Raw genomic sequence first — 23,112 nt, 5'->3', positions numbered from 1 at the left:
TTTATATGAAAAAAGTATGCATATTATTAGCAGAAGGTTTTGAAGAGATAGAAGCTTTAACTGTATCAGATATAATGAGAAGAGCAGAAGTAACATGTGATTTAGTCTCAATAGGAGGAAAAAAGGTGCAATCAAGCCATGGAGTAACAGTGGAGGCAGATAAGATTTTTGAAGAAAACATGGATTATGATCTTGTAGTTATTCCAGGTGGGATGCCAGGAGCAACTAATTTGAGAGATGATGAGAGAGTAATAAAGTTTGTTAAAAAACAAAATAAAGAAGGAAAATTATTAGGAGCAATATGCGCAGGCCCAATAGTACTTGGAAGAGCCGGACTTACTGAAGGAAGAAATATAACATCTTATCCAGGATATGAGGATGAATTACCAAACTGCGAATATTTAGAAGAAGCTGTAGTTGTGGATGAAAATATTATAACCAGCAGAGGACCTGCGACAGCAATGACATTTGCCTATAAATTATTAGAAGTTCTTGGATATAGTCATAAGGTAGAGGGGATTTCTTCAGGTATGTTATATAAAATGTTTATAGGATAACCCAATTTTCTTAGTTATAACTCATAATTTATAATTCATAACTAGAAGTGGTGCGTAGAGGAGAAATAATGACAGAACGATGGTTCATTAAGAATATAAAAGCTGATTATAAGCAGATATCCAAAAAATATGGAATAACAGAACTTATGAGTAAGCTTATAGTAAACAGAAATATTATAAATGATGAAATGATAAAAAGTTATATAAATCCAGGATTAGATAAACTTCATGATCCAAGTGAAATGAAGGATTTAAATAAAGCTGTTCAGATAGTTATTGATAAAATAAAATCAGGTAAGAAAATTCGAATTGTTGGGGATTATGATGTAGATGGTGTCATAAGTATTTATATTTTATATAAGGCATTAATAAGATGTAATGCTAATGTGGATTATGAAATTCCAGACCGAATTAAAGATGGATATGGAATAAATATCAATATAATAAAACAAGCAAAAGAAGATGGAGTAGATACGATTTTAACTTGTGATAATGGTATATCAGCTATAGAACAAATAAAGTATGCCAAAGATTTAGGGATGACTGTAATAGTGACAGATCATCATGATATACCATTTATTGAAGAGGAAGATGAGAATAGGAGATTTATAAGCCCAAATGCAGATGCAATAGTAAACCCTAAGCAGGAAGAATGCAAGTATAAATTTAAACAATTATGTGGCGCAGGAGTGGCGTTTAAACTTGTAGAAGTACTTTATGAAAATTTAAGTATAGATAGAGAAGAAAGTTATAAATTTATAGAATTTCTAGCAATAGCAACTGTTTGTGATGTTGTAGATTTAGTTGATGAAAATAGAATTTTTGTTAAAAAAGGACTTGAATTAATAAATAGTACTACTAATTTAGGATTAATGGAATTGATACGTGAATCAGAATTAGGAGAGAAAACTTTATCTGTATATCATTTGGGATTCATAATAGGACCGTGTATAAATGCATCGGGGAGGTTGGATTCTGCTAAAAAAGGATTAAAATTATTACTTTCAGATGATGAAGAAGAAGCAGTTATGCTTGCAAAAGAAATAGTTAGGTTAAATGAAGAAAGAAAGGACATGACTATGAAAGGCGTGGAGGCTGCTACGGAAATTATTGAAAAGAAAGGATTTATGAATGACAAGGTATTCGTTATTTATATTCCAGATGTACATGAAAGTCTGGCAGGAATAATAGCAGGAAGAATTCGAGAAAAATATAATGTTCCAACTTTAGTTATAACTAAATCTGAAAGTGGAGTGAAAGGCTCTGGAAGATCTATAGAAGAATATAACATGTTTGAGGGACTTGTTAAGTGCAAAGATATACTTGAAAAATTTGGAGGACATCCTATGGCAGCAGGTTTTTCATTAAAAGAAGAAAATATAGATGAGCTTAGAAAAAGATTGAATGAAAATACAACTTTAGATGATGAAGATTTGCTGAAAAAAATTACTATAGATTGTGTGCTTCCGCTAGACTCAATAAGTTATGAATTAATTAATAATTTAGAAAAATTGGAGCCGTTCGGTAAGGCTAATTCTAAACCTTTATTTGCTGAAAAAGACGTTAATCTGTTAAAAGCAGCAATACTTGGCAAGAATAACAATGTACTTAAATTGAAGGTGAAGACTAGGCAGAATAAGTTCATTGATGCAATTTATTTTGGAGATATCAGTGGATTTGAAGCGCTAATAACAGACAAGTTTGGAGCAGAGGAACTGCAAAAACTTTATGAGGGAGCGTATAATGATGTAAGGTTAGATTTAGTATTCTATCCAAGTATTAATGAATACAATGGTAATGTTACAATTCAAATTGTAGTACAAAACTACAGATAGTTAATTTAGTTCACAGTTTACAGTGCACAGTTGAGGATTAAACTCTTTCAGAGTTTAATAAAATTAAAGAAATCCTGCAAGGAAAATTAAGAATTAAAATTTTAAGTAAAAGCCCAAAAAGTGAATGTTCAAATTTTGCATTTGGAAACATGAATTTTTTCCATAACTGTAAATTGCAAACTGTTAACCGTAAACTGACTAAGAGGGGTGTTTTTTGTTGAAATATAAAATAATAATGACAGGAGGAGGAACAGCAGGTCATGTTACTCCTAATTTAGCGTTAATACCAAAATTAAAAGAAAAAGGATTTGAAATAAAATATATTGGAAGCATAGATGGGATTGAAAAGGAAATTATTAATAAAAATAATATACCTTTCTTCGGAATTTCATGTGGTAAGTTAAGAAGATATTTTGATGTAAAGAACTTCACAGATCCATTTAAAATAATGAAGGGAATTATGCAGGCTTTAAGGATTTTATCCAAAGAGAAACCAGATGTTATTTTTTCAAAGGGAGGTTTTGTAGCTGTACCAGTTGTCATTGCTGCTTCTATAAAAAAAATACCAGTAGTAGCACATGAATCTGATATGACGCCAGGCCTTGCAAATAAATTGTCAGCACCTTTTTGCGACAAGTTATGTGTAACATTCAGAGAGAGTTTGAATTATGTAAAAGGAAATAAGGGAGTTCTTACAGGCAGCCCTATAAGAGAAGAAATACTTCATGGAGACAAAATAAAAGGAAAGAAAATATGTAATTTTAATGATGATAAAGAAATTCTGCTCATCATGGGTGGAAGCCTTGGCTCAAAGTTAATAAATGAGGAAATAAGAGGAATTTTAGATAAGCTTCTGAAGGAATTTAATTTAATTCATATTTGTGGAAAAGGAAACATAGATAGAAATCTTATAGATAAAAAGGGGTATAAGCAATTTGAATATGTAAGTGAGGAATTACCAGATCTTATGAAGGCAGCAAACTATATGATTTCAAGGGCTGGAGCAAATTCCATATTTGAGTTTTTAGCATTAAAGAAACCTACATTGTTGATACCTCTTTCGAAGAAGGCTAGCAGAGGAGATCAAATTTTAAATTCTAAATCTTTCGAAAAAGAAGGTTATTCACTAATGCTTCAAGAAGAAGAAATTAATAAGGATTCATTATATGAAAAGATTTTAGAATTAAAAGAAAAAAAGAAAAAACTTATAGACAATATGGAGAAAAGTCAAGCTAAAAATGGTGTTGAAGCGATAGTAAATGTAATACTAGAAAGCATCAGGAAGTAAGAGATATTATGAAAGTAATGAATTATAAGCTATGAGTTAAGGATGAAATCCCCTTAACTAGTTTACAGTAGATATCCAATTTAAGACTTTTACATATACATTTGCATAAGAACTATAAATTAAAAGATTTGCACAAATGTATAAAATTACTTTTGATTTGGGTATCTATAGGTGGTTAGCAACGATAAAATATATATTTATAACTTAAAATAATACAAATTATACAATCAAATCTTGCAAAAAAAAATATGTGAGATATAATAAAAGGGTAGGTTCAGTTTTAGTTAGAGACGTAAGTTAATTATTTAACGAAAAGATGAGGTGCTGTTTCGATGAAAAAAGTGTCAATCATTTATTGGAGTTGTGGTGGAAACATAGAGGCCCTTGCAAATGTCATGGCAGAAGGTGCTAGGGAAGAAGGAGCAGAGGTAAATGTAATACATGTGGGAGATGCTACAGTTGAAGATGTGTTGAATTCAGATTCTGTTGCTTTTGGAAGTCCTGCAGTGGATGCCACTAAAATAGAACAAGAGGAAATGAAACCATTTCTAGAACAGTTAATAAATTTCAATGAACAGAACAAGAATAAGAACTGTATTTTATTTGCAACCTATGGATGGATAGAGGATACTTTCATGAAAATATGGAAGGATGAAATGACATCCTATGGTTTTAATGTCATTGGAGATTTAGCAGTTAAAGATTCACCAACTAAGGTACAATCAGATATTATTAAAGAATTAGGAAGAAAATTAGCAAAGTAATATGCTGATTTTTACTCTATATGTGTAAATTTAAGAATAATATTTTAACTAGCTGAATATTGTTATGTATATTAGGTGGTCTTACAGACTAGCTTATATAAATTTAAATTACTCTAAATTTAGTTTTAAAATTAGAAAGAGGGGTCAAACGCGATGAGAAAAATGAAAACTATGGATGGTAATACTGCAGCAGCTCATATATCTTATGCATTTACAGAAGTTTCTGCAATATTCCCAATTACACCATCATCACCAATGGCAGAACATGTTGATGAATGGGTAGCTCAAGGAAGAAAAAATATTTTTGGACAACCTGTTAAGGTTATGGAAATGCAATCAGAAGCTGGAGCGGCTGGTGCAGTTCACGGATCTTTACAAGCTGGAGCTTTAACAACAACTTATACAGCTTCACAAGGTTTATTATTAATGATACCAAACATGTATAAAATTTCTGGTGAAATGTTACCAGGAGTATTCCACGTATCAGCTAGAGCATTAGCTACTTCTGCTTTAAACATATTTGGAGATCACCAAGATGTTATGGCAGCAAGACAAACTGGTTTTGCAATGCTTGCAGAAGGATCAGTTCAAGAAGTAATGGATTTAGCAGCAGTAGCTCATTTAACTGCTATTAAAACAAGAATTCCTTTCTTAAACTTCTTTGATGGATTCAGAACTTCTCATGAAGTACAAAAAATTGAAGTTTTAGAATATGATGAATTAGCAAGCCTACTTGATTGGGATTCAGTTAAAGCTTTCAGAGAAAGAGCATTAAACCCAAATCATCCTGTAACTAGAGGAACAGCTCAAAATGCAGATATCTATTTCCAAGAAAGAGAATCTGTTAATAAATTCTACAATGAATTACCAGAAACAGTTGAAAGCTATATGGCTGAAATTACTAAATTAACTGGTAGAGAATATCACTGTTTCGATTACTATGGAGCACCAGATGCTGATAGAGTAATCATAGCTATGGGTTCTGCTACTGACGTTTGTGAAGAAACTATAGATTACTTAAATGCTAACGGACAAAAAGTTGGTGTTATTAAAGTAAGATTATTCAGACCATTCTCAAATGAAAAATTATTAGCTGCTATTCCAAAGACAGTTAAGAAAATCGCTGTTTTAGATAGAACTAAGGAACCAGGATCAACTGGAGAACCATTATACTTAGATGTAAGAAATGCATTCTATGGACAAGCTGATGCACCACTTATTGTTGGTGGAAGATTCGGTTTAGGTTCAAAAGATCCAAATCCAGGACATATTGCTGCAGTTTATGCTAACCTAGCACAAGCTACTCCAAAGAATGGATTCACAATCGGAATCGTTGATGACGTAACAAATACTTCATTAGAAGTAACTGAAGATATAGATGCAACTCCAGAAGGAACTACATCTTGTAAGTTCTGGGGACTTGGATCAGACGGTACTGTTGGAGCAAACAAGAGTGCAATCAAGATCATTGGAGATAATACAGACATGTATGCTCAAGCATATTTCTTCTATGATTCAAAGAAATCAGGAGGAATTACTGTATCTCACTTAAGATTTGGTAAGAAAGCAATTAAGTCACCATACTTAATAAACAAAGCAGACTTTGTTTCATGTTCTAACCAATCATACATCCACAAATACAATGTACTTGAAGGATTAAAACCAGGTTCTACTTTCTTATTAAATACTATCTGGACTCCAGAAGAATTAGAAGAAAAATTACCTGCTTCATATAAGAGATTCTTAGCAAACAACAACATTAAGTTCTACATTATCAATGCTGTAGGTATTGCTCAAGAAATTGGTCTTGGTGGAAGAATCAACATGATAATGCAATCAGCTTTCTTCAAGTTAGCTAACATTATCCCAGTTGAAGATGCTATTAAACACTTAAAAGATTCAGTTGTAACTTCTTATGGTAAGAAGGGTGAAAAAGTTGTTAATATGAACAACGCTGCTATAGATAAAGGTGTTGAATCAATCGTTGCAGTAAATATTCCAGAAGCTTGGAAGACAGTTGCAGATGAAAAAGCAGTAGAAATTAAGCATGCTACTAAATTTGTAAAAGATATAGTTATTCCAATGAATAGACAAGAAGGAGATCAACTTCCAGTTTCAGCATTTGCAGGTATGGAAGATGGTACTTTTGAAAATGGTACTGCAGCTTTCGAAAAGAGAGGAATTGCAGTAAATGTTCCTGAATGGGATTCAGAAAAGTGTATTCAATGTAACCAATGTTCAATGGTATGTCCACATGCTGCTATAAGACCTTTCTTATTAACAGATGCAGAAAAGAATGCAGCTCCAGGTGCAGCTAAAGTTGTAGCTGCTAAGGGATTAAAGACTGAAGAACCATTATTATACACAATGGGTGTAACACCACTTGATTGTTCAGGTTGTGGAAACTGTGCTCAAATTTGTCCTGCTCCAGGAAAAGCATTAGTTATGAAACCACAAGAATCTCAACATGATCAAATAGATGTTTGGGATTACTTAACTCATGATGTTTCAGCTAAGAAGAACCCAATGAGCAAGACTACAGTTAAGGGTAGCCAATTTGAGCAACCATTACTTGAGTTCTCAGGAGCTTGTGCAGGTTGTGGAGAAACTCCATATGTTAAAGCTATAACTCAATTAGTTGGTGATAGAATGATGGTTGCTAATGCAACTGGATGTACATCAATTTGGGGAGGATCAGCTCCTTCAACTCCATATACTAAGAATAAAAATGGACATGGTCCAGCTTGGGCTAACTCATTATTTGAAGATAATGCTGAATATGGATTAGGTATGTTCTTAGGAGTTAAGGCTATAAGAGAAAGAATTGCAGAAAAAGCTGAAGCTGCTATAGCTGCAAATGATCCAGCAAAAGCTGAATTACAAGAATGGTTAGACAACATTAATGAAGGTGAAGGAACTAGAGAAAGAGCTGATAAATTAGTTGCTGCGTTAGAAGCATCTAACACTGAAGCTGCTAAAGAAATATTAGCTGAAAAAGACTACTTCGTTAAGAGATCACAATGGATCTTCGGAGGAGACGGATGGGCTTACGATATCGGATACGGTGGAGTTGACCATGTATTAGCTTCAGGAGAAGACGTAAATATATTAGTAGTAGATACAGAAGTTTACTCAAACACTGGTGGTCAATCATCTAAATCTACTCCAACTGCTGCAATCGCTAAGTTTGCTGCATCTGGTAAGAAGACTAAGAAGAAAGATCTTGGAATGATGGCTATGAGTTATGGTTATGTATATGTAGCTCAAATTAACATGGGTGCTGATAAGAACCAAGTTATGAAAGCTATTGCAGAAGCTGAAAGCTATAAAGGACCATCATTAATAATAGCTTATGCACCATGTATCAACCACGGATTAAGAATTGGTATGGGTAACAGCCAAGAAGAAGCTAAGAGAGCTAGTGCATGTGGATATTGGCAAACATATAGATTCAACCCAGAATTAAAAGATACTGGAAAGAATCCATTTACATTAGACTCAAAAGAACCAACTGCAGACTTCAAGGAATTCTTAATGGGAGAAGTAAGATACTCTTCACTTGCTAAGGCATTCCCAGAACAAGCAGATGCTTTATTTGAAAAGACTAAGAAAGATGCTATGGAAAGATTAGAAGGATACAAGAAATTAGCTAATCAACAATAGTATTTAAAATAATTAGATAACTAAATTTGCGCGAAAAAGAGAAGCTGCTTATTTATAGAAGATTTCTATAAATATAGTGGCTTCTTTTTTTATTCTTTAAATAAGTTAGAGCTTGATAAAACTGTAGATGAGTTCTGAAAACAAGGAAAGATAGCAACTGATAATTGATGATGGATAATTTAGAGAAAAAGCTTACAGCTCTTTGGAATAAAAAACGAAATTTTAAAAAATATAGAAATAATTCTATCTATAATTGTAAACTATACTTTTAAAAGTGTTAGCTTTAACATAGATTTAAAAAAATATTTTTATTTTAGGGTTTTAATTTATGTGAATAAAGGGTAAAATTAATTAAGATATTATCAAAAATAATTACTGCATAGAAGTACATATTTTGTGGTATGATACTTTAAAAATTTGAAAATTACTAATGTAGTACTGTAACAGTAGATATAAATTTACAAAGCAGCTATTTTTGATGTATATAACCAAGAGGAGGTTTAAGAATGGAAAAAGATTTAGAAAAATGCGGATGTGGTGGACATAATCACGATGAAGGACATGAATGTAATTGCGGAAATGACCATGACCACGATCATGAGTGCGAATGTGGATGCAATGATGAAGATGAAAACTTCGTTATAGATTTAGAAGATGAAAATGGAAATGTAGTTACATGCCCAATAATCGATGAATTTGAATACGAAAATAACTCGTACTACTTAGCTCAAAATCCAGAAGAAGATTCAGTTTATCTTTTTAGATTAGATGGAGAAGAACTTGTAGTTCCAGATGAAGAGGAATTTGATAGAGTATCTGCTTACTATCAAGATGAATTAGTAGGCGAAGAATAAATATAATTAAAAAGACTTTGGTAATTTATTACTAAAGTCTTTTGGCATATTAAATAAAATAATAAGTCCAAAGCTCAAAGCTTCCATGAATATTTTTCATTAGGCAATGAGTAAAAGTGTCATCATAGGGAATCGAGAGTCATTCATGGAAGGTATGTTGACAGGTGGACTTGTTCTTTGCTGATTATGCCTTATGTTTCATATTGTTTACAATTATATATATTAATGATATATTTTTAGTATGTGACAAGAATGTATAATTGAATTTAAGGCATGTATAATAAATGATAAGTTAAAATGCTTCGTAATAGTTATAAATCTGAATTACAATAAAGAAACACTAAAGTAATTTTATATAGATAAATAAAGAATTTAATTTATTGCTTATAGTTTTTAGAGGATATTAAACAATTATAAGTTATGAATTATATGCATTTTTAATGAGTTATTTTTATGCCTGAACTTGGAGGGAAAAGCAATGCAATTATCTAAAAAAGCGGGGAATATCAATCCATCGATTACTTTGGCAATTACAGCAAAAGCTAATGAATTAAAGAGCCAAGGTGTTGATGTAGTAAGTTTTGGGGCTGGGGAGCCAGATTTTAATACACCAGAAAATATAATTAAGGCAGCTATTAAAGCAATGCATGATGGAAAGACCAAATATACTCCGGCAGGAGGATTATTAGAATTAAAGAATACCATATGTAATAAATTTAAAGATGACAACAACTTGGAATATAAGCCTAGTCAAATAACTATTTCAACAGGTGCTAAGCAATGTTTAGCTAATGCTTTTATGGCTGTTTTAAATCCGGGTGATGAAGTACTGATTCCGGTTCCTTATTGGGTTAGTTATCCAGAATTAGTGAAATTAGCTGATGGAGTACCAGTATTTGTAGAAACGTCAAAAGAAAATAATTATAAGTATACAATATCTGATTTGGAAAGAGCCACAACAGATAAAACAAAAGTAATCTTAATAAATAGTCCTAATAATCCAACAGGAACTATTTATCATAAAGAAGAATTACTTGAAATAGCGAACTTTGCTAAAGAACATAATTTAATAATTATATCAGATGAGATCTATGAAAAATTAATCTATGATGACGAAAAGCATATAAGTATCGCATCATTAAATGAAGATGCATATAATAGAACATTAGTGATAAATGGTGTGTCAAAGACATATTCAATGACAGGCTGGAGACTGGGTTATGTGGCAGCTAGTGAAAAAATAACTAAACTCATGACTAGTATTCAAAGCCATATGACATCGAATGTAAATACAATAGCACAATATGCCGCAATAGAAGCATTAAACGGACCAGTGGAAGATTTAAATAACATGGTGAAAGAATTTGAGAATAGAAGAAATTTCATGATAGCGAAATTAGAAAAATTGAATGAAATAACAATAATAAAACCTAGTGGTGCATTTTATATAATGGTAAATATATCTGCATATTTAAATACTACTTTTAAAGGTCAAGAAATAAATAATTCTGTAGATTTTGCAAAGGTATTATTGGAAGAAGAGAAAGTTGCTGTAATACCGGGAGCTGGATTTGGATTAGATGACTATATAAGATTATCCTATGCAACATCTGTAAATATAATAGAAAATGGGATAGATAGAATTTCAACATTTTTAAGCAAAATAAAATAATATAATATATATGTTTCATAAAATGAGTGAAGATTTTACTTGGAAATGGTAGGTTGAATTCATTTATAGCGTTCTCGAGTACGGGGGTAGTAGACTATAAATGGAATTGCCTACCATTAAATGATTTAAATGAAAAAAGTAAGAAGGTGACAATCAATTTTGAAGAAACTTGCTATATTTGATATAGATTATACTATTACAAAAAAAGAAACATTAATGGAACTATTTAAATATGTAATAAAAAATGATAAAAGCAATATTCGCTTTTTACCAAGGGCTATATATTGTGGGATGATGTATGGGCTTAAAGTATATGATGAGAAAAAGGTAAAAGAAACGTTTTTGAAATTTATTGATGGGATAAATGAACAAGACTTGGCGGTCCTAGTAAAAAAATTTTATCATGAGAAATTAAGTACAATACTGTATGAAGATGCACTTAAGATGATGAAAAGGCTCAAGAAAGAAGGGTATGAAGTATATTTAATATCTGCATCTCCTGAGTTTTATATAAATGAGTTTTATAATATAAAAGAGGTAGATAAAATAATAGGAACCAAATTTAGTTTTGATAACGGAACTTTTGTAAGAAAAATGGATGGAGAGAACTGCAAAGGTGAGGAAAAAGTAAGAAGGCTTCAGGAAGTAATTAAGAATGAAAAAATAGAAGTTGATTTCAAAGAATCATATATGTTCTCAGATTCCTTATCTGATAAACCTTTATTAGATTTAGTTGGAAAACCTTATTTGATAAATTACAAGAAAAGTCATGATATAGAAATATTAAAATGGAAATAGAAAGGGTGATAAATTGTGGCTGATAAAATAATATATGAGGTGTTAAGAGTGATGGATGGGAAACCAATTTTTTTGGAAAATCATCTAAAAAGGATGGAAAATTCATTTAAATTAATAAATGAGGAATTTACATTAACCTATGAAAAAATTAGCGATAGAATTAAATTATTAATAAAAAATGAGAATAAGGACAATGGAAATATTAAGATAACTTATGGAGTTAATGAAAAAGCATTAAATGTATTTTTTGTAGAGCACTCATATCCATCTAAAGAAATGTATGAAAATGGAGTTGAAACAATTTTATATTTTGGAGAGAGAGAGAATCCAAATGCAAAGATAATTAATGATAATTTCAGAGAAAAGGTAAACAAAGAGATAAGAGATAAGCAAGTGTATGAGGCTATATTAGTTGATAAAAACGGATATATAACTGAAGGAAGCAGATCAAACATATTTATGGTTAAGGATAATATAATTTTGACTTCGCCAGTAAAAGCTGTATTACCGGGTGTTACCAGAGGAGAGATAATAGGAATAGCAAAAAAAATACAAATTCAAGTAGAGGAAGTAGAGTATAAATATTTGGATATCAATAAATTAGATGGGATGTTTATTTCAGGAACATCACCTAAAGTTCTACCGATTAGAAAAGTAAATGATATTAATTTAAATCCTAATAATGATATTATTAGAAAGCTTATGAAGGAATATGATGATAAGATTCATGCATATATTAGAAATTGTTAGAAAATGAATTATTTTACATAATACTGTAAAATAATATTGATTAATATAAATAATGGATATAAAAATAAATTATGCTGTGGTATACTAAGACAAGAAGCATTTTTATGGAGGAGATATTTATGGGGTTGAAATTTTCTGCAACATCTTTGGAAAATTGCGTTGAAAAGGCATGTGCTGAGTTGAATATTTCTAAGGATAGCTTAAAGTATAGGGTAACTAAAGAGGAAAGAAAATTTTTTAAAAAAGTGGTTGAAATAGAAGTAATAAATGAAGAAGAAAATAAAATAGATATTGGGGAAAAAGGGATAATTACAGAAGTAGAAGAGGAAACAGAGCCTTTTGGAGCAAAAGTAGAAAATGGAAAAATAATAGTAACAGAGTCTGAAAATAAAGATGAAATTATTACAATAAAGCCATGCCCAGGCATGATATTATTAATTAATGGACAGGAAGTTAATGGAATAACTCCAGTTACAGTAGAAGATACAGTAGAATATAAATTTGAAGAAATTGAACCAATAAGAAATATTGATATATCGATTACGAATGATAAAATGGAAGCATATATAACAATAAAGTATATTCCATCCCATTCGTATGAATTGATAGATCACGGATATCATAAGAATTTAGTTCTTTCAAAGAAAAAAAATAGTGACAAATATCCACCTAAATATACAATGGCAGAAATAAGAGAATTAATAAACAGTAAAGGTATTCGATTTGGAATTATTGAAGAGAAATTAGAGGCAATATGCAGTGAATATGGAGCTGATAATGTATTAATAGCCAGAGGATTGCCTGCTAAAGATGATATTTCAGATGAAATTCAAGTCTTATTTAAAGAATTAGAAGAAGTAATAGATTACGAGGACTCAGACGAAAGAGTCGATTATAGAAATAGATTTTTAATTGCTAATGCAAACATAGGAGACATTATAGGTAAAATAGTGCCTGGAATACCTGGAAATGATGGACAAAATATATTTGGAGCACCAGTAAAACGAAAAACTGCTAAGCGGGTTGTTATAAAGATTGGTGAGGGATGTAAACTTGAAAATAATAATGTTATAGCGACTGAGGAAGGTAAACCGGCATATAGAGCTAACACATTTGTTGTAAACAAGCTATACAAAGTTGATCAAGTTGATTTAAAAAGTGGAAATATAGACTTTGTTGGAGATGTTGAGATAGTTGGAAATGTTTGCGAAGCAATGGAAGTTAAGGTGGGAAATGAACTTCATGTTGGAAAGAATGTGGAATCAGCAAAAGTTAAATCTTCAGGAGAAATTATTATAAATGGAAACATATTGAATTCAACTGTAACTGCAGGCAGTGAAAATGTTGAAAGAAAGCAATATTTAGATAATTTGGTAAACTTAAATGATGTTTTAAATGATTTAAGTGCTTCCACTGAACAAGTGAAAGCAAATAATCTGTTAGGGCAAAAGCAAGATGGTGAAATAATTAAAATATTAATAGAAAATAAGTTTAAATCATTACCCAAGTTATCGCGAAGTATTTTAAATTATAATATGTCTGAAGGAGTTCAACATAGTGATCTAACGACATTTATAATAAATAAATTATTAGGCCTTGGACCATTAAAAATAAAAGACTTTAGAGAATTAACTAATTTACAAGAAATATTGCAGGAGGAAATTGAGGAAATAGAGACATTAATAGTAATTCCTACTGATATTTATTTTGCATATGCTCAAGGGGCTACCATAGAAGCTTCAGGAAGCATTTATGTTACAGGAAAGGGACAATATACATCTAACATAACAGCTTTAAATAAGATAGAGTTTACTGGTGAAAAGTCTGCCTGTAGAGGCGGTGTACTAAGTGCTGGTACTGAAATAATATTAAAGTCAGTAGGCAGCGTAGCCGGAGTTAATACTATGTTAAAAGTTCCTAAGAATGGTCGTATTAAGGCTGATATAGCTTATAATAATACAATTTTTTGTTTTGGTGAAAAGCAAAAAATGTTAGAAGTTTCATCTAAGAATGTAGAAGTATATCTAGATAAAAGTGGAGATATAATAATTGACAAATTTGTTTTATAGGAGGCTTAGATAATGGCAAGCAATGAGATTAAAATGTTGATATTTGGATTGAATGGAGAACATTATGCAACTGATATAAGGGAGGTAGAAAGAATACTTGGATATCAAGAACCAACTATTCTTCCTGATGCACCATCCTTTGTAAAAGGTGTGATAAACTATGAACAAAAAATTCTTCCAATAATAAGCTTATCAAAAAAATTTAAGTTTGGTGAAGATAAGGAAAGCGAAGAAAGAAAAATTATAGTTATAAAAAGAGAAGAAAATAAGTTTGGAATTATTGTGGAAAATGTTTATGAGGTAAGGGATATTGATAGTGAACTAATGGAGGAAGCACCACCGATAACAGCAACAATAGATAAAAAGTATATTTCAGGGTTAATAAAACTAGAAAATAACATAGTAATTTTATTAGATTTAGAGAAAATATTATCCTTAGAGGATGAGGGGAATATTTTTTAGGGGGTAAAAATGGTAAGTGCAGAGATAAAAGTTGGAATAGCTGATTTGAATTTAGTGCTAGATCCGGGAGTCATAATGACGATAGGCTTAGGATCCTGTATAGGAATTGCCTTATATGATAAAGCACTTAAGGTTGCAGGATTAGCACACATAATGCTTCCAGATAGTACTCAATTTAAAAGTAATACAAACCCCATGAAGTTTGCAGATTTAGCTATTCCAATATTAATTGAAAAAATGGAGAAGCAGGGATGTAGAAAGAGAAACCTTACAGCAAAGATTGCTGGAGGAGCATCGATGTTTAATTTCTCTGATAAGAGCATAATAAGTGATATTGGGAAAAGAAACAGTGATGCAGTAAAGAAAACATTGAAAGATGAAGCAATTCCAATAATTGCAGAAGAAACTGGTGGAAATAAAGGAAGGACTATGGTTCTTTATGCAAGTGATGGAAAAGTAGTACTTAAAGTTGTAGGGAATGGAATTATAGAATTATAAATTTTAGAAGGAAAGGTGTGATTAGGTGGATAAAGTCAAAATTATCGTTGTTGATGACTCAGCCTTTATGAGAAAAGCAATATCAGACATGATAGAACTGGAAAATAGGTTTGAAGTTATAGCAAAGTTTAGAGATGGAAGAGAACTAATTGAAAAGGTAGATAAATACAATCCAGACCTTATCACATTAGACGTACATATGAGAGACCTCGATGGACTTGCAACTCTTAAGGAATTAAAAAGATTAGGAAAAAATTATCCTGTTATAATGATAAGCAGTGCAACTACTGAAGGATCAGAATTGACTTTAGAGTGCTTAGATAATGGTGCTATTAGTTTCGTAACTAAACCATCAGGAAGTATTTCATTAGATATAATTAAAGTTCAAAAGAATTTGATTGAACAGATAAAAAGTATAACTACAGCTGCAAAATATAGGAAAAAGTTTAATTCTATAGATAATAGTGTGAAACATAAAGTTGCACAGGATTCTATTACTAATAATATAAATATAGAAAAAAATTTCAACTCAAAAATAAATAAACCAGTGTCCATACCTAAGAATAAAAAAATAGAGGCAGTCGTTATAGGAGCATCTACAGGAGGACCAAGGGCGCTTCAAGAAGTGCTAACTAAATTTCCAAAGAATTTAGGAGTTCCTGTTTTTGTAGTTCAACATATGCCAGAGGGATTCACAAAAGTGTTTTCGGAAAGGCTGGATAAATTATGTCATATGAATGTAATTGAAGCAGCGGAAGGTATGAAAATAAAAAGTGATACTATATACATAGCCAAAGGTGGCAAACATATGACAGTTGGCTTAGACAAGTTAATACACCTTAATGAAGAACCGCCTATTTGGGGAGTAAGGCCAGCTGTAGATAAATTATTTGATTCTGCTATAAATGTTTATAAGGGAAATTTAATATCTGCAATTTTAACAGGAATGGGCAGAGATGGTGCGGAAGGAACAAAGAATATAAAAGATAGTGGTGGAATAACGATATCAGAAGATAGATCAACATGCACGATTTATGGAATGCCAAAAGCTGCATTTGAAACTGGAAAAGTAGATTTTGTAGTTCCGCTAGATGAAATAGCTAATAGTATAATTAACATAATAAAACAGGTGTAGGAGGAGACATGGATTTTAATGAATTTCATAAATGGGTTCATAAAGAATTGGGAATAAATTTATCAGCGTATAAACCTGAGCAGCTTAATAGAAGAATAAATAGCTTAATGACAAGGGTTGGAATAAAAACATTAGATGAATATTCTAGAGCTATAAAAAGTGACCCAGAACAAAAACAGAAATTTTTGGATTTTATAACAATTAATGTGACAGAGTTTTTCAGAAATCCTGAATTATTTGCTGATTTAGAAAAACAAATTACAAGTGAATTGTTACCTAATAACCGCAATTTAAAAATTTGGAGTGCAGCTTGTTCCATAGGTTGTGAACCATATACTTTAGGAATAATATTAGATAGGATTGCGCCGAGTGGAAGACATAATATAATAGCAACTGATATAGATAATACTATACTTTCAAAGGCGAAAATTGGTGAATACACACAAAATGAAATGAAAGGTATAAAAAATACTGATTTAAGTAAATATTTTAAAATAATAGACGATAAATATTATATCGAGTCTAAAATTAAAGATATGGTAACTTTTAAAAAGCACGATTTAATATTAGATAGATATGATAATAATTTTGATTTAATTGTATGTAGAAATGTTGTTATCTATTTCAATAATGATATTAAGCAAGAAATTTATGAAAAATTTAGTAATTCATTAAAAAAGGGTGGGCTTTTATTTGTAGGAGCTACAGAAAGTATATATAATTATAGAGACTATGGATTTGAAAAAGCGTCAACCTTTATTTATAAAAAAGTATAAAGGAGGAATAAAGATGGATACATCTCAATATATGTCAATGTTTTTAGAGGAATCACTAGATAATTTGCAAACATTGAATGAGTCACTATTGGATTTGGAACAAAACCCAGAAGACACTGATAAGGTAAATGAAATATTTAGAGTTGCACATACAATTAAAGGAATGGCTGCAACTATGGGATTCACTGATCTTGCAGAACTTACTCACAAAATGGAGGATGTATTAGCTGAATTTAGAGAAGGTGAACTTAAAGTAACTCAAGATGTGGTAACAGTATTGTTTGATTGCCTTGATACATTAGAAAAAATGGTTGATAATGTACAGGAGGGATCAGACGAAAAAGTAGAGATGGAAGGAATAATGCAAGCATTAGCAGATATAAAGAATAACGGAAATAAAGGCGCAGATAATCAAGTTAAACAAGTACAAGCTAGTGAAGTTTCAGATGAAGCGACAGCTAATGATTTGGATTTAAATCAATACGATGCATCAGTAATTAGGCAGGCGAGAGAAAAAGGATATAATTCGATTGAAATAAAGGTTACCTTAAGTGAAAATACATTATTAAAATCAGCAAGAGCATTTTTAATTGTGAAAGACCTTGAAGATCATGGAGAAATATTAAAATCAGAACCATCAACTCAAGATATTGAAAATGAAGAATTTGATTTTGAACTAAAATTTGTTCTAGTGACTAAAGATACAGTAGATGAAATAATGGATGTTGTAAATGGAATATCAGAAGTTGCAAAAGTTGAAGCTTCATTGATAGAATTTGATGATTTAGATATAGAACCTAAAGATGCAGAAGCTAAAGAAATTAAAGAAATTAAAGAAGTTAAAGTTGAAGAAAGAGCTGAGGTACAAAAGGCAGAGGCACCAAAAGAAGAAGCTAAAAATGCACCGGCAAAGAAAACAGCTCAAAAGAAAGAAGTTAAAAAAGCACATCAATCTGTAAGAGTTGATTTGGAAAGAATAGATAACTTAATGAATATGGTTTCTGAACTTGTAATTTATAGGACAAGACTAGAGCAAATTGTGAATGTACATAAATCACAAGAATTAAATGAAACTTTAGAACAAGTTGGAAGAACAACATCAGATCTTCAAGATTTAGTTATGAAGATTAGAATGCTGCCATTAGATACAGTATTCAATAGATTCCCAAGAATGATAAGAGATGTATCAGTAGAGTTAAATAAAGAAATTAACTTTATTATAGAAGGTGCTGACACAGAACTTGATAGAACAGTAATTGATGAAATTGGCGAACCATTAATACATTTATTGAGAAATGCAGCAGACCATGGAATAGAATCAGCGGAAAAGAGAGTAGCTCAAGGAAAGCCGCCAGTTGGAACAATAAGACTTGTTGCATATCAAGAAGGAACAAAAGCATTAATAAAAGTTACAGATGATGGTGCTGGAATTAATGTTGAAAAGGTAAAAGCAAAAGCTGAACAAAAGGGAATAAATACTGATGGAATGTCTGATAGTGACATCAAGAACTTAATTTTTGCACAAGGCTTTAGTACTAATGATGTAGTAACAGATATTTCTGGAAGAGGCGTTGGAATGGATGTTGTTAAAACAAAAATTTCAGCACTTGGAGGTACAGTAGATGTAGTAAGTGAAGAAGGAAAAGGCTCATCATTTGTTATTAAACTTCCACTTACACTACAAATAATACAAGCTTTACTTGTAAAAGTTGGAGAAGAAACACTTGCAATATCACTAGGCTTTATAGATAGAGTAATAGATTATAAAGAAGAGAATATAAAGAGAAGTAATGGAAAAGAAGTTATTGTTTACAGAGAAAATGTAATTCCGTTGATTAGATTAAATGAAAGTTTAGATATAGAGGCTAGCGAAACTAATAAGAAATTTGTTATAATAGTAAATGTAGGTGATAAAACTATTGGATTATTAGTCGATTCATTACTTGGACAACAAGAAATAGTTATTAAGCCGCTAGGAAAAACATTAAAGAATTTAGATCAATATATTGGTGCAACTATATTAGGCAATGGATTAGTAACACTAATATTAGATATAGGTGCATTACTATAAGATTAAACTTCTTAAGAAGGATTCTACTTAACTTAGTTTAACTTAGTTTAACTTATTTAAAGTTATGCTGCCAGCTTTAACTTTAAGCATATTTAGAAAAGTTAAAGCGAAAGACATGGGACAAATTTTGAAGGAGGGTTATAAGTGGAGTATTCTAATTTAAGCGCTTTACAATTAGATGCACTTAAAGAGGTCTCTAACATAGGTGCAGGAAATGCAGCAACTGCTCTTTCCATGATGATAGGGAAAAAAGTAGATATGACAGTGCCAGCAGTAAATGTGGTAAGATTAGAAGATATTGTTGAAGAAAATGGAGAGTGTGAAGTTGCTGGTACAGTTGTAAGGGTGCTTGGAGATATTGCAGGAAATATCCTCTTAGTGTTTGAAAAACCAATTGCTGAAAATATAATAATGAAATTGGTTGGAAGTAAACAGTCACCAGAAAGTGAAATGGGCAGTTCTGTATTATGCGAGATAGCAAATATAATATCAGCATCGTATATGAATTCGATAGCACAGTTAACTAATCTAGCTATCGCACCATCAGTACCAGCTACTTCGTATGATATGTTAGGTGCAATACTAACAACAACATTTATTGAATCTAATCAATATGATGAATATATATTAGATATTGAAACTGTATTTTTGGATGATGATACTGAAGAAAATATAGGAGGACATTTTTATTACATCCCTATGCCGGGATCATTAGAAAAAATATTGAAATCTATAGGAATAAATTAATTTTGGAGGGAAAAGTATATGGCTAGAGTTTTAATCGTAGACGATGCGGCATTTATGAGAATGATGATAAAGGATATTTTAGAGAAGAATGATTTTGAAATTGTAGGAGAAGCAAACAATGGAATAGTTGCTGTGGATCTTTATAAAAAAGAAAAACCGGATGTTGTTACAATGGATATAACAATGCCAGACATGGACGGGATTGAAGCAGTTAAACAAATAAAAGCGTTTGATCCAAATGCTAAGGTAATTATGTGTTCAGCAATGGGACAACAATCAATGGTTATGGACGCTATAAGAGCAGGGGCTAAAGACTTTATAGTAAAGCCATTTCAAGCTGATAGAGTTTTAGAAGCTATAAAGAAAGTTGTGGGATAATTTAATTAATAATGAACAGTTGATAATGAGCAATGAAGGTAAAAAAGCCTAAAGGCTTTTTGGAAATATAAATGAGAAAGCCTTCGGCTTTCAACCTTAATTGTTAATTGTACATAGTCAATTGTAAATTGTATTAATTGTAAAGGAGGGTTAAGGATGCAAATAGTAGTATTTAAATTAGGGGAAGAACATTTCGCAGTGGAAACAGAAAAAGTTCAAAGCATCAATGATACTATGGGGATTACAAAAGTTCCTAAAGCTCCAAGTTATATTAAAGGGTTAATTAATTTACGTGGAAGCATTAAGTCTCTTGTTGATATAAATTTGTTATTAGAGGTCACTCCAGGAGAACAGCAAAATAACATAATTATATTAACAGTAGAAGATGAAGAAATAGGAATATCAGTAGATGAAGTAGAAGAAGTTTTAGATATAGATGAAAAAAATATACAAAAAGTGGATAAAGATGCTAATAAAGTTCAACCATACATAAAGGGTATATTAAATTATGATGAAAAACTTTTAACAATAATAGATATTGACAAGTTATTAAATTAATTTATTGAAATGAGGGAGAAATATGGCAGATGTCTTATCACAAAGTGAAATAGATGCCTTGTTATCTGCCCTGTCTACAGGAGAATTAGAATCGGAAGAAATTGGTAAAGAGGATGAAAAACATAAGATTAAACTTTATGATTTTAGAAGTCCTCAAAAATTCTCGAAAGAACATATAAGGACTCTTGAACTTATTCATGATAATTACGCGAGAATTATTTCCAATTACTTAACTGGTCAAACAAGACAAAATGTAAAAGTAAAGATAGAAACTGTAGAGCAGATTACATATGAGGAATTTATTCACTCTGTTCAAAACCCTACTATTATGACAATATTCAAAATGCCGCCGCTTGCGGGTACAATTATGCTTGAGACAAACCCTCAATTTTCTCTTCAGGTAATAGACGTATTACTTGGAGGAAAAGGGGACAGAAAAATTGAAACAAAAGAATTTACGGATATTGATAAAAATATAATGAAGCAGATTACATCAGGAATGATAAGTAATTTAAAGTTAGCCTGGGACAGTATTTTAGAGGTTGAGCCAGAAGTTGAAGCAATTGAAACTAATCCAGCGGTAAATCAGACTATGGCACCTAATGATCCAGTGGCTTTAATTACATTTTCAGTTGAGGTGAATAAGCGCAGTACTTTTATAAATATGTGTATCCCGTATTTGAGCATAGAAAAAATATTAGATAGACTAGTTGTACAATATGCATTTAGGAATGATGATGAAGCTTTAATGGCTGAATCAAGGGAAAAATTAGAAAAGGGAATCAATAAGGTAGAATTAGATGTAGTGGCTGAATTGGGAAGGACAAACTTGACAGTAGATGACTTCTTAAAATTAACTGTAGGTGATGTAATAAAACTTGATACAAAGAGTTCATCCCCAATAAGAGTATATGTAGGAGATGAAGAGTGTTATTACGCAAAACCTGGTGTAACAGGCAAAAATATAGGCGTTATGATTTTAGATATAGCAGATAAGGAAGTGAATGGGTATGAGTAATAACTTTTTGTCACAAGAAGAAATAAATGCATTACTAGCAGGAGAAGATATGTCAGCATCTGAAGCAAAACCGGAATTAGATGTTAATGCTATTACAGAATTAGATAAAGATTTGCTTGGAGAAATCGGAAATATTTCTATGGGGTCAGCTTCAACAGCATTATATCAACTTATAAATCAACAAGTTAATATAACTACACCAGTAGTAAGTGTTACAACACTCCGAGAAATAAAAGAAGGATTTGAAACTCCAAATATAGTTTTAGATATTGAATATGTTTCTGGTATAATAGGAAGAAACATTTTAATTATAAAAATTGCAGATGGATTAGTTATATCTAACCTTATGATGGGTGGAGATGGAAATGTTCCAGAAGCTCATGAACTATCTGAAATAGAGATAAGTGCTGTATCAGAAGCTATGAATCAGATGATAGGTTCAGCAGCAACTTCTATGGCTACTATGTTTGGAAGAAAGGTTGATATATCACCGCCTACATCGAAAGTGATTACTGAGGCTAGTATGCCCATATCAGATGCAATACCAGAAGATCAGCCGATAGTAAGGGTATCATTTAAAATGACTATTGGAGATATAGTAGATAGTAATATAATGCAGATATTTCCAATAGAGACGGCAAAAAATATTGTTGCAATAATGACTGGGGAAGAGAATAGTGAAAAGGCGGCTAAAACAGAAGCTGTAAAAGAAGACAATATTATTAATAAAGGTATAAGTGAGGAATCAATTAATAGTAAGGTAGCTATGGAAGCTCAGCCTAGTTATGGTTATCAGTCACAATATGAAGCTCCAATGCAAAGAATGGAGCAGCCAGTTGAGGTTCATTCCGCAGCATTTGAACCGTTGGTACCGCAAAGTAATGTTCCACCAATAAAAAATATAGATTTAATCTTGGATGTGCCTCTAGATATATCTGTAGTTTTAGGCAGAACTAAAAAGAGCATTCAGGACATCTTAAATTTAGGAACGGGTTCATTAATAGAATTAGATAAACTTGCTGAAGAACCTGTTGAAATATTAGTTAACGGAAAGCAGATAGCACTTGGAGAAGTTGTTGTTGTTGATGAAAACTTCGGAATAAGAATAACTAATATAGTAAGCAGTGTTGAAAGAATAAAGAGATTAAAATAAAAAAACTCCCGAAAGGGAGTTTTTTATATTTGACGTTTAAATTTAAGAGGAAGATTTTATAACAAA

General features: G+C 31.3%; 20 protein-coding genes. All 20 read left to right on the top strand.

The features are described 5' to 3' along the window. The first annotated feature begins 5 nt into the window (after nt 1-5). Nucleotides 6-557 (top strand): DJ-1 family glyoxalase III, encoded by a 552-nt coding sequence (locus CDLVIII_RS24490; RefSeq protein ID WP_009172177.1) that lies wholly within the window; start codon nt 6-8, stop codon nt 555-557. A 68-nt stretch (nt 558-625) separates the two neighbouring features. Then, nucleotides 626-2,392: a single-stranded-DNA-specific exonuclease RecJ gene (gene recJ / locus CDLVIII_RS24485; protein WP_009172176.1), complete on the top strand. Its 1,767-nt coding sequence runs from the start codon at nt 626-628 to the stop codon at nt 2,390-2,392. A gap of 214 nt (nt 2,393-2,606) precedes the next feature. Next, the gene (locus CDLVIII_RS24480; RefSeq protein ID WP_009172175.1) at nt 2,607-3,680 is read left to right on the top strand and encodes an undecaprenyldiphospho-muramoylpentapeptide beta-N-acetylglucosaminyltransferase; all 1,074 of its coding nucleotides are present in this window, start codon (nt 2,607-2,609) and stop codon (nt 3,678-3,680) included. A 332-nt stretch (nt 3,681-4,012) separates the two neighbouring features. Beyond that, entirely contained in the window at nt 4,013-4,444 is a 432-nt protein-coding gene (locus CDLVIII_RS24475) for a flavodoxin domain-containing protein (protein WP_009172174.1), read from the top strand. A gap of 153 nt (nt 4,445-4,597) precedes the next feature. Then, a complete protein-coding gene (nifJ, locus tag CDLVIII_RS24470) occupies nt 4,598-8,107 on the top strand; it encodes a pyruvate:ferredoxin (flavodoxin) oxidoreductase (protein ID WP_009172173.1) in 3,510 nt (1,169 codons plus the stop codon). A 506-nt stretch (nt 8,108-8,613) separates the two neighbouring features. After that, the gene (locus CDLVIII_RS24465) at nt 8,614-8,961 is read left to right on the top strand and encodes a DUF1292 domain-containing protein (protein ID WP_009172172.1); all 348 of its coding nucleotides are present in this window, start codon (nt 8,614-8,616) and stop codon (nt 8,959-8,961) included. Nucleotides 8,962-9,439: 478 nt separating this feature from the next. After that, entirely contained in the window at nt 9,440-10,633 is a 1,194-nt protein-coding gene (locus CDLVIII_RS24460; RefSeq protein ID WP_009172171.1) for a pyridoxal phosphate-dependent aminotransferase, read from the top strand. Between the two features lie 159 nt (nt 10,634-10,792). Further along, a complete protein-coding gene (locus CDLVIII_RS24455; RefSeq protein WP_009172170.1) occupies nt 10,793-11,431 on the top strand; it encodes an HAD-IB family hydrolase in 639 nt (212 codons plus the stop codon). A 15-nt stretch (nt 11,432-11,446) separates the two neighbouring features. Further along, nucleotides 11,447-12,181 carry an aminotransferase class IV gene (locus tag CDLVIII_RS24450; RefSeq protein ID WP_009172169.1) on the top strand — a complete coding sequence of 245 codons (735 nt, stop codon included), beginning with the start codon at nt 11,447-11,449 and terminating at the stop codon, nt 12,179-12,181. A 119-nt stretch (nt 12,182-12,300) separates the two neighbouring features. Next, nucleotides 12,301-14,250, top strand: coding sequence for a flagellar assembly protein A (locus tag CDLVIII_RS24445; protein WP_009172168.1), 1,950 nt, complete (start codon nt 12,301-12,303; stop codon nt 14,248-14,250). A 12-nt stretch (nt 14,251-14,262) separates the two neighbouring features. Continuing rightward, a complete protein-coding gene (locus CDLVIII_RS24440; protein ID WP_009172167.1) occupies nt 14,263-14,712 on the top strand; it encodes a chemotaxis protein CheW in 450 nt (149 codons plus the stop codon). 9 nt (nt 14,713-14,721) lie between these two features. Continuing rightward, the gene (locus tag CDLVIII_RS24435; protein ID WP_009172166.1) at nt 14,722-15,210 is read left to right on the top strand and encodes a chemotaxis protein CheD; all 489 of its coding nucleotides are present in this window, start codon (nt 14,722-14,724) and stop codon (nt 15,208-15,210) included. Nucleotides 15,211-15,235: 25 nt separating this feature from the next. Continuing rightward, entirely contained in the window at nt 15,236-16,345 is a 1,110-nt protein-coding gene (locus CDLVIII_RS24430; protein ID WP_009172165.1) for a chemotaxis response regulator protein-glutamate methylesterase, read from the top strand. Between the two features lie 8 nt (nt 16,346-16,353). Continuing rightward, nucleotides 16,354-17,121 (top strand): protein-glutamate O-methyltransferase CheR, encoded by a 768-nt coding sequence (locus CDLVIII_RS24425; RefSeq protein ID WP_009172164.1) that lies wholly within the window; start codon nt 16,354-16,356, stop codon nt 17,119-17,121. Between the two features lie 13 nt (nt 17,122-17,134). Further along, entirely contained in the window at nt 17,135-19,192 is a 2,058-nt protein-coding gene (locus CDLVIII_RS24420) for a chemotaxis protein CheA (protein ID WP_009172163.1), read from the top strand. Nucleotides 19,193-19,336: 144 nt separating this feature from the next. Then, on the top strand, nt 19,337-19,939 hold the full coding sequence (locus CDLVIII_RS24415; RefSeq protein ID WP_009172162.1) for a chemotaxis protein CheC: 603 nt from the start codon (nt 19,337-19,339) through the stop codon (nt 19,937-19,939). An 18-nt stretch (nt 19,940-19,957) separates the two neighbouring features. Continuing rightward, the gene (locus tag CDLVIII_RS24410; protein WP_009172161.1) at nt 19,958-20,317 is read left to right on the top strand and encodes a response regulator; all 360 of its coding nucleotides are present in this window, start codon (nt 19,958-19,960) and stop codon (nt 20,315-20,317) included. Between the two features lie 156 nt (nt 20,318-20,473). Then, nucleotides 20,474-20,875, top strand: coding sequence for a chemotaxis protein CheW (locus CDLVIII_RS24405; RefSeq protein WP_009172160.1), 402 nt, complete (start codon nt 20,474-20,476; stop codon nt 20,873-20,875). Between the two features lie 22 nt (nt 20,876-20,897). Continuing rightward, the gene (fliM, locus tag CDLVIII_RS24400) at nt 20,898-21,893 is read left to right on the top strand and encodes a flagellar motor switch protein FliM (RefSeq protein WP_009172159.1); all 996 of its coding nucleotides are present in this window, start codon (nt 20,898-20,900) and stop codon (nt 21,891-21,893) included. Next, entirely contained in the window at nt 21,886-23,046 is a 1,161-nt protein-coding gene (fliY, locus tag CDLVIII_RS24395; protein ID WP_035301921.1) for a flagellar motor switch phosphatase FliY, read from the top strand. The genes fliM and fliY overlap by 8 nt, the downstream gene beginning before the upstream one ends. Nucleotides 23,047-23,112 lie beyond the last annotated feature (66 nt).

Origin of the sequence: Clostridium sp. DL-VIII (genome assembly GCF_000230835.1) — a bacterium.
Taxonomy (GTDB): domain Bacteria; phylum Bacillota; class Clostridia; order Clostridiales; family Clostridiaceae; genus Clostridium.
This window is presented reverse-complemented; position numbering and strand designations above follow the sequence as displayed.

Bases quoted from the DNA above. Each gene is read 5' to 3' on its own strand.
- CDLVIII_RS24490 (WP_009172177.1), top strand. From the start codon at position 6: ATGAAAAAAGTATGCATATTATTAGCAGAAGGTTTTGAAGAGATAGAA.
- recJ (WP_009172176.1), top strand. From the start codon at position 626: ATGACAGAACGATGGTTCATTAAGAATATAAAAGCTGATTATAAGCAG.
- CDLVIII_RS24475 (WP_009172174.1), top strand. From the start codon at position 4,013: ATGAAAAAAGTGTCAATCATTTATTGGAGTTGTGGTGGAAACATAGAG.
- nifJ (WP_009172173.1), top strand. From the start codon at position 4,598: ATGAGAAAAATGAAAACTATGGATGGTAATACTGCAGCAGCTCATATA.
- CDLVIII_RS24465 (WP_009172172.1), top strand. From the start codon at position 8,614: ATGGAAAAAGATTTAGAAAAATGCGGATGTGGTGGACATAATCACGAT.
- CDLVIII_RS24460 (WP_009172171.1), top strand. From the start codon at position 9,440: ATGCAATTATCTAAAAAAGCGGGGAATATCAATCCATCGATTACTTTG.
- CDLVIII_RS24445 (WP_009172168.1), top strand. From the start codon at position 12,301: ATGGGGTTGAAATTTTCTGCAACATCTTTGGAAAATTGCGTTGAAAAG.
- CDLVIII_RS24440 (WP_009172167.1), top strand. From the start codon at position 14,263: ATGGCAAGCAATGAGATTAAAATGTTGATATTTGGATTGAATGGAGAA.
- CDLVIII_RS24435 (WP_009172166.1), top strand. From the start codon at position 14,722: ATGGTAAGTGCAGAGATAAAAGTTGGAATAGCTGATTTGAATTTAGTG.
- CDLVIII_RS24425 (WP_009172164.1), top strand. From the start codon at position 16,354: ATGGATTTTAATGAATTTCATAAATGGGTTCATAAAGAATTGGGAATA.
- CDLVIII_RS24420 (WP_009172163.1), top strand. From the start codon at position 17,135: ATGGATACATCTCAATATATGTCAATGTTTTTAGAGGAATCACTAGAT.
- CDLVIII_RS24410 (WP_009172161.1), top strand. From the start codon at position 19,958: ATGGCTAGAGTTTTAATCGTAGACGATGCGGCATTTATGAGAATGATG.
- CDLVIII_RS24405 (WP_009172160.1), top strand. From the start codon at position 20,474: ATGCAAATAGTAGTATTTAAATTAGGGGAAGAACATTTCGCAGTGGAA.
- fliM (WP_009172159.1), top strand. From the start codon at position 20,898: ATGGCAGATGTCTTATCACAAAGTGAAATAGATGCCTTGTTATCTGCC.
- fliY (WP_035301921.1), top strand. From the start codon at position 21,886: ATGAGTAATAACTTTTTGTCACAAGAAGAAATAAATGCATTACTAGCA.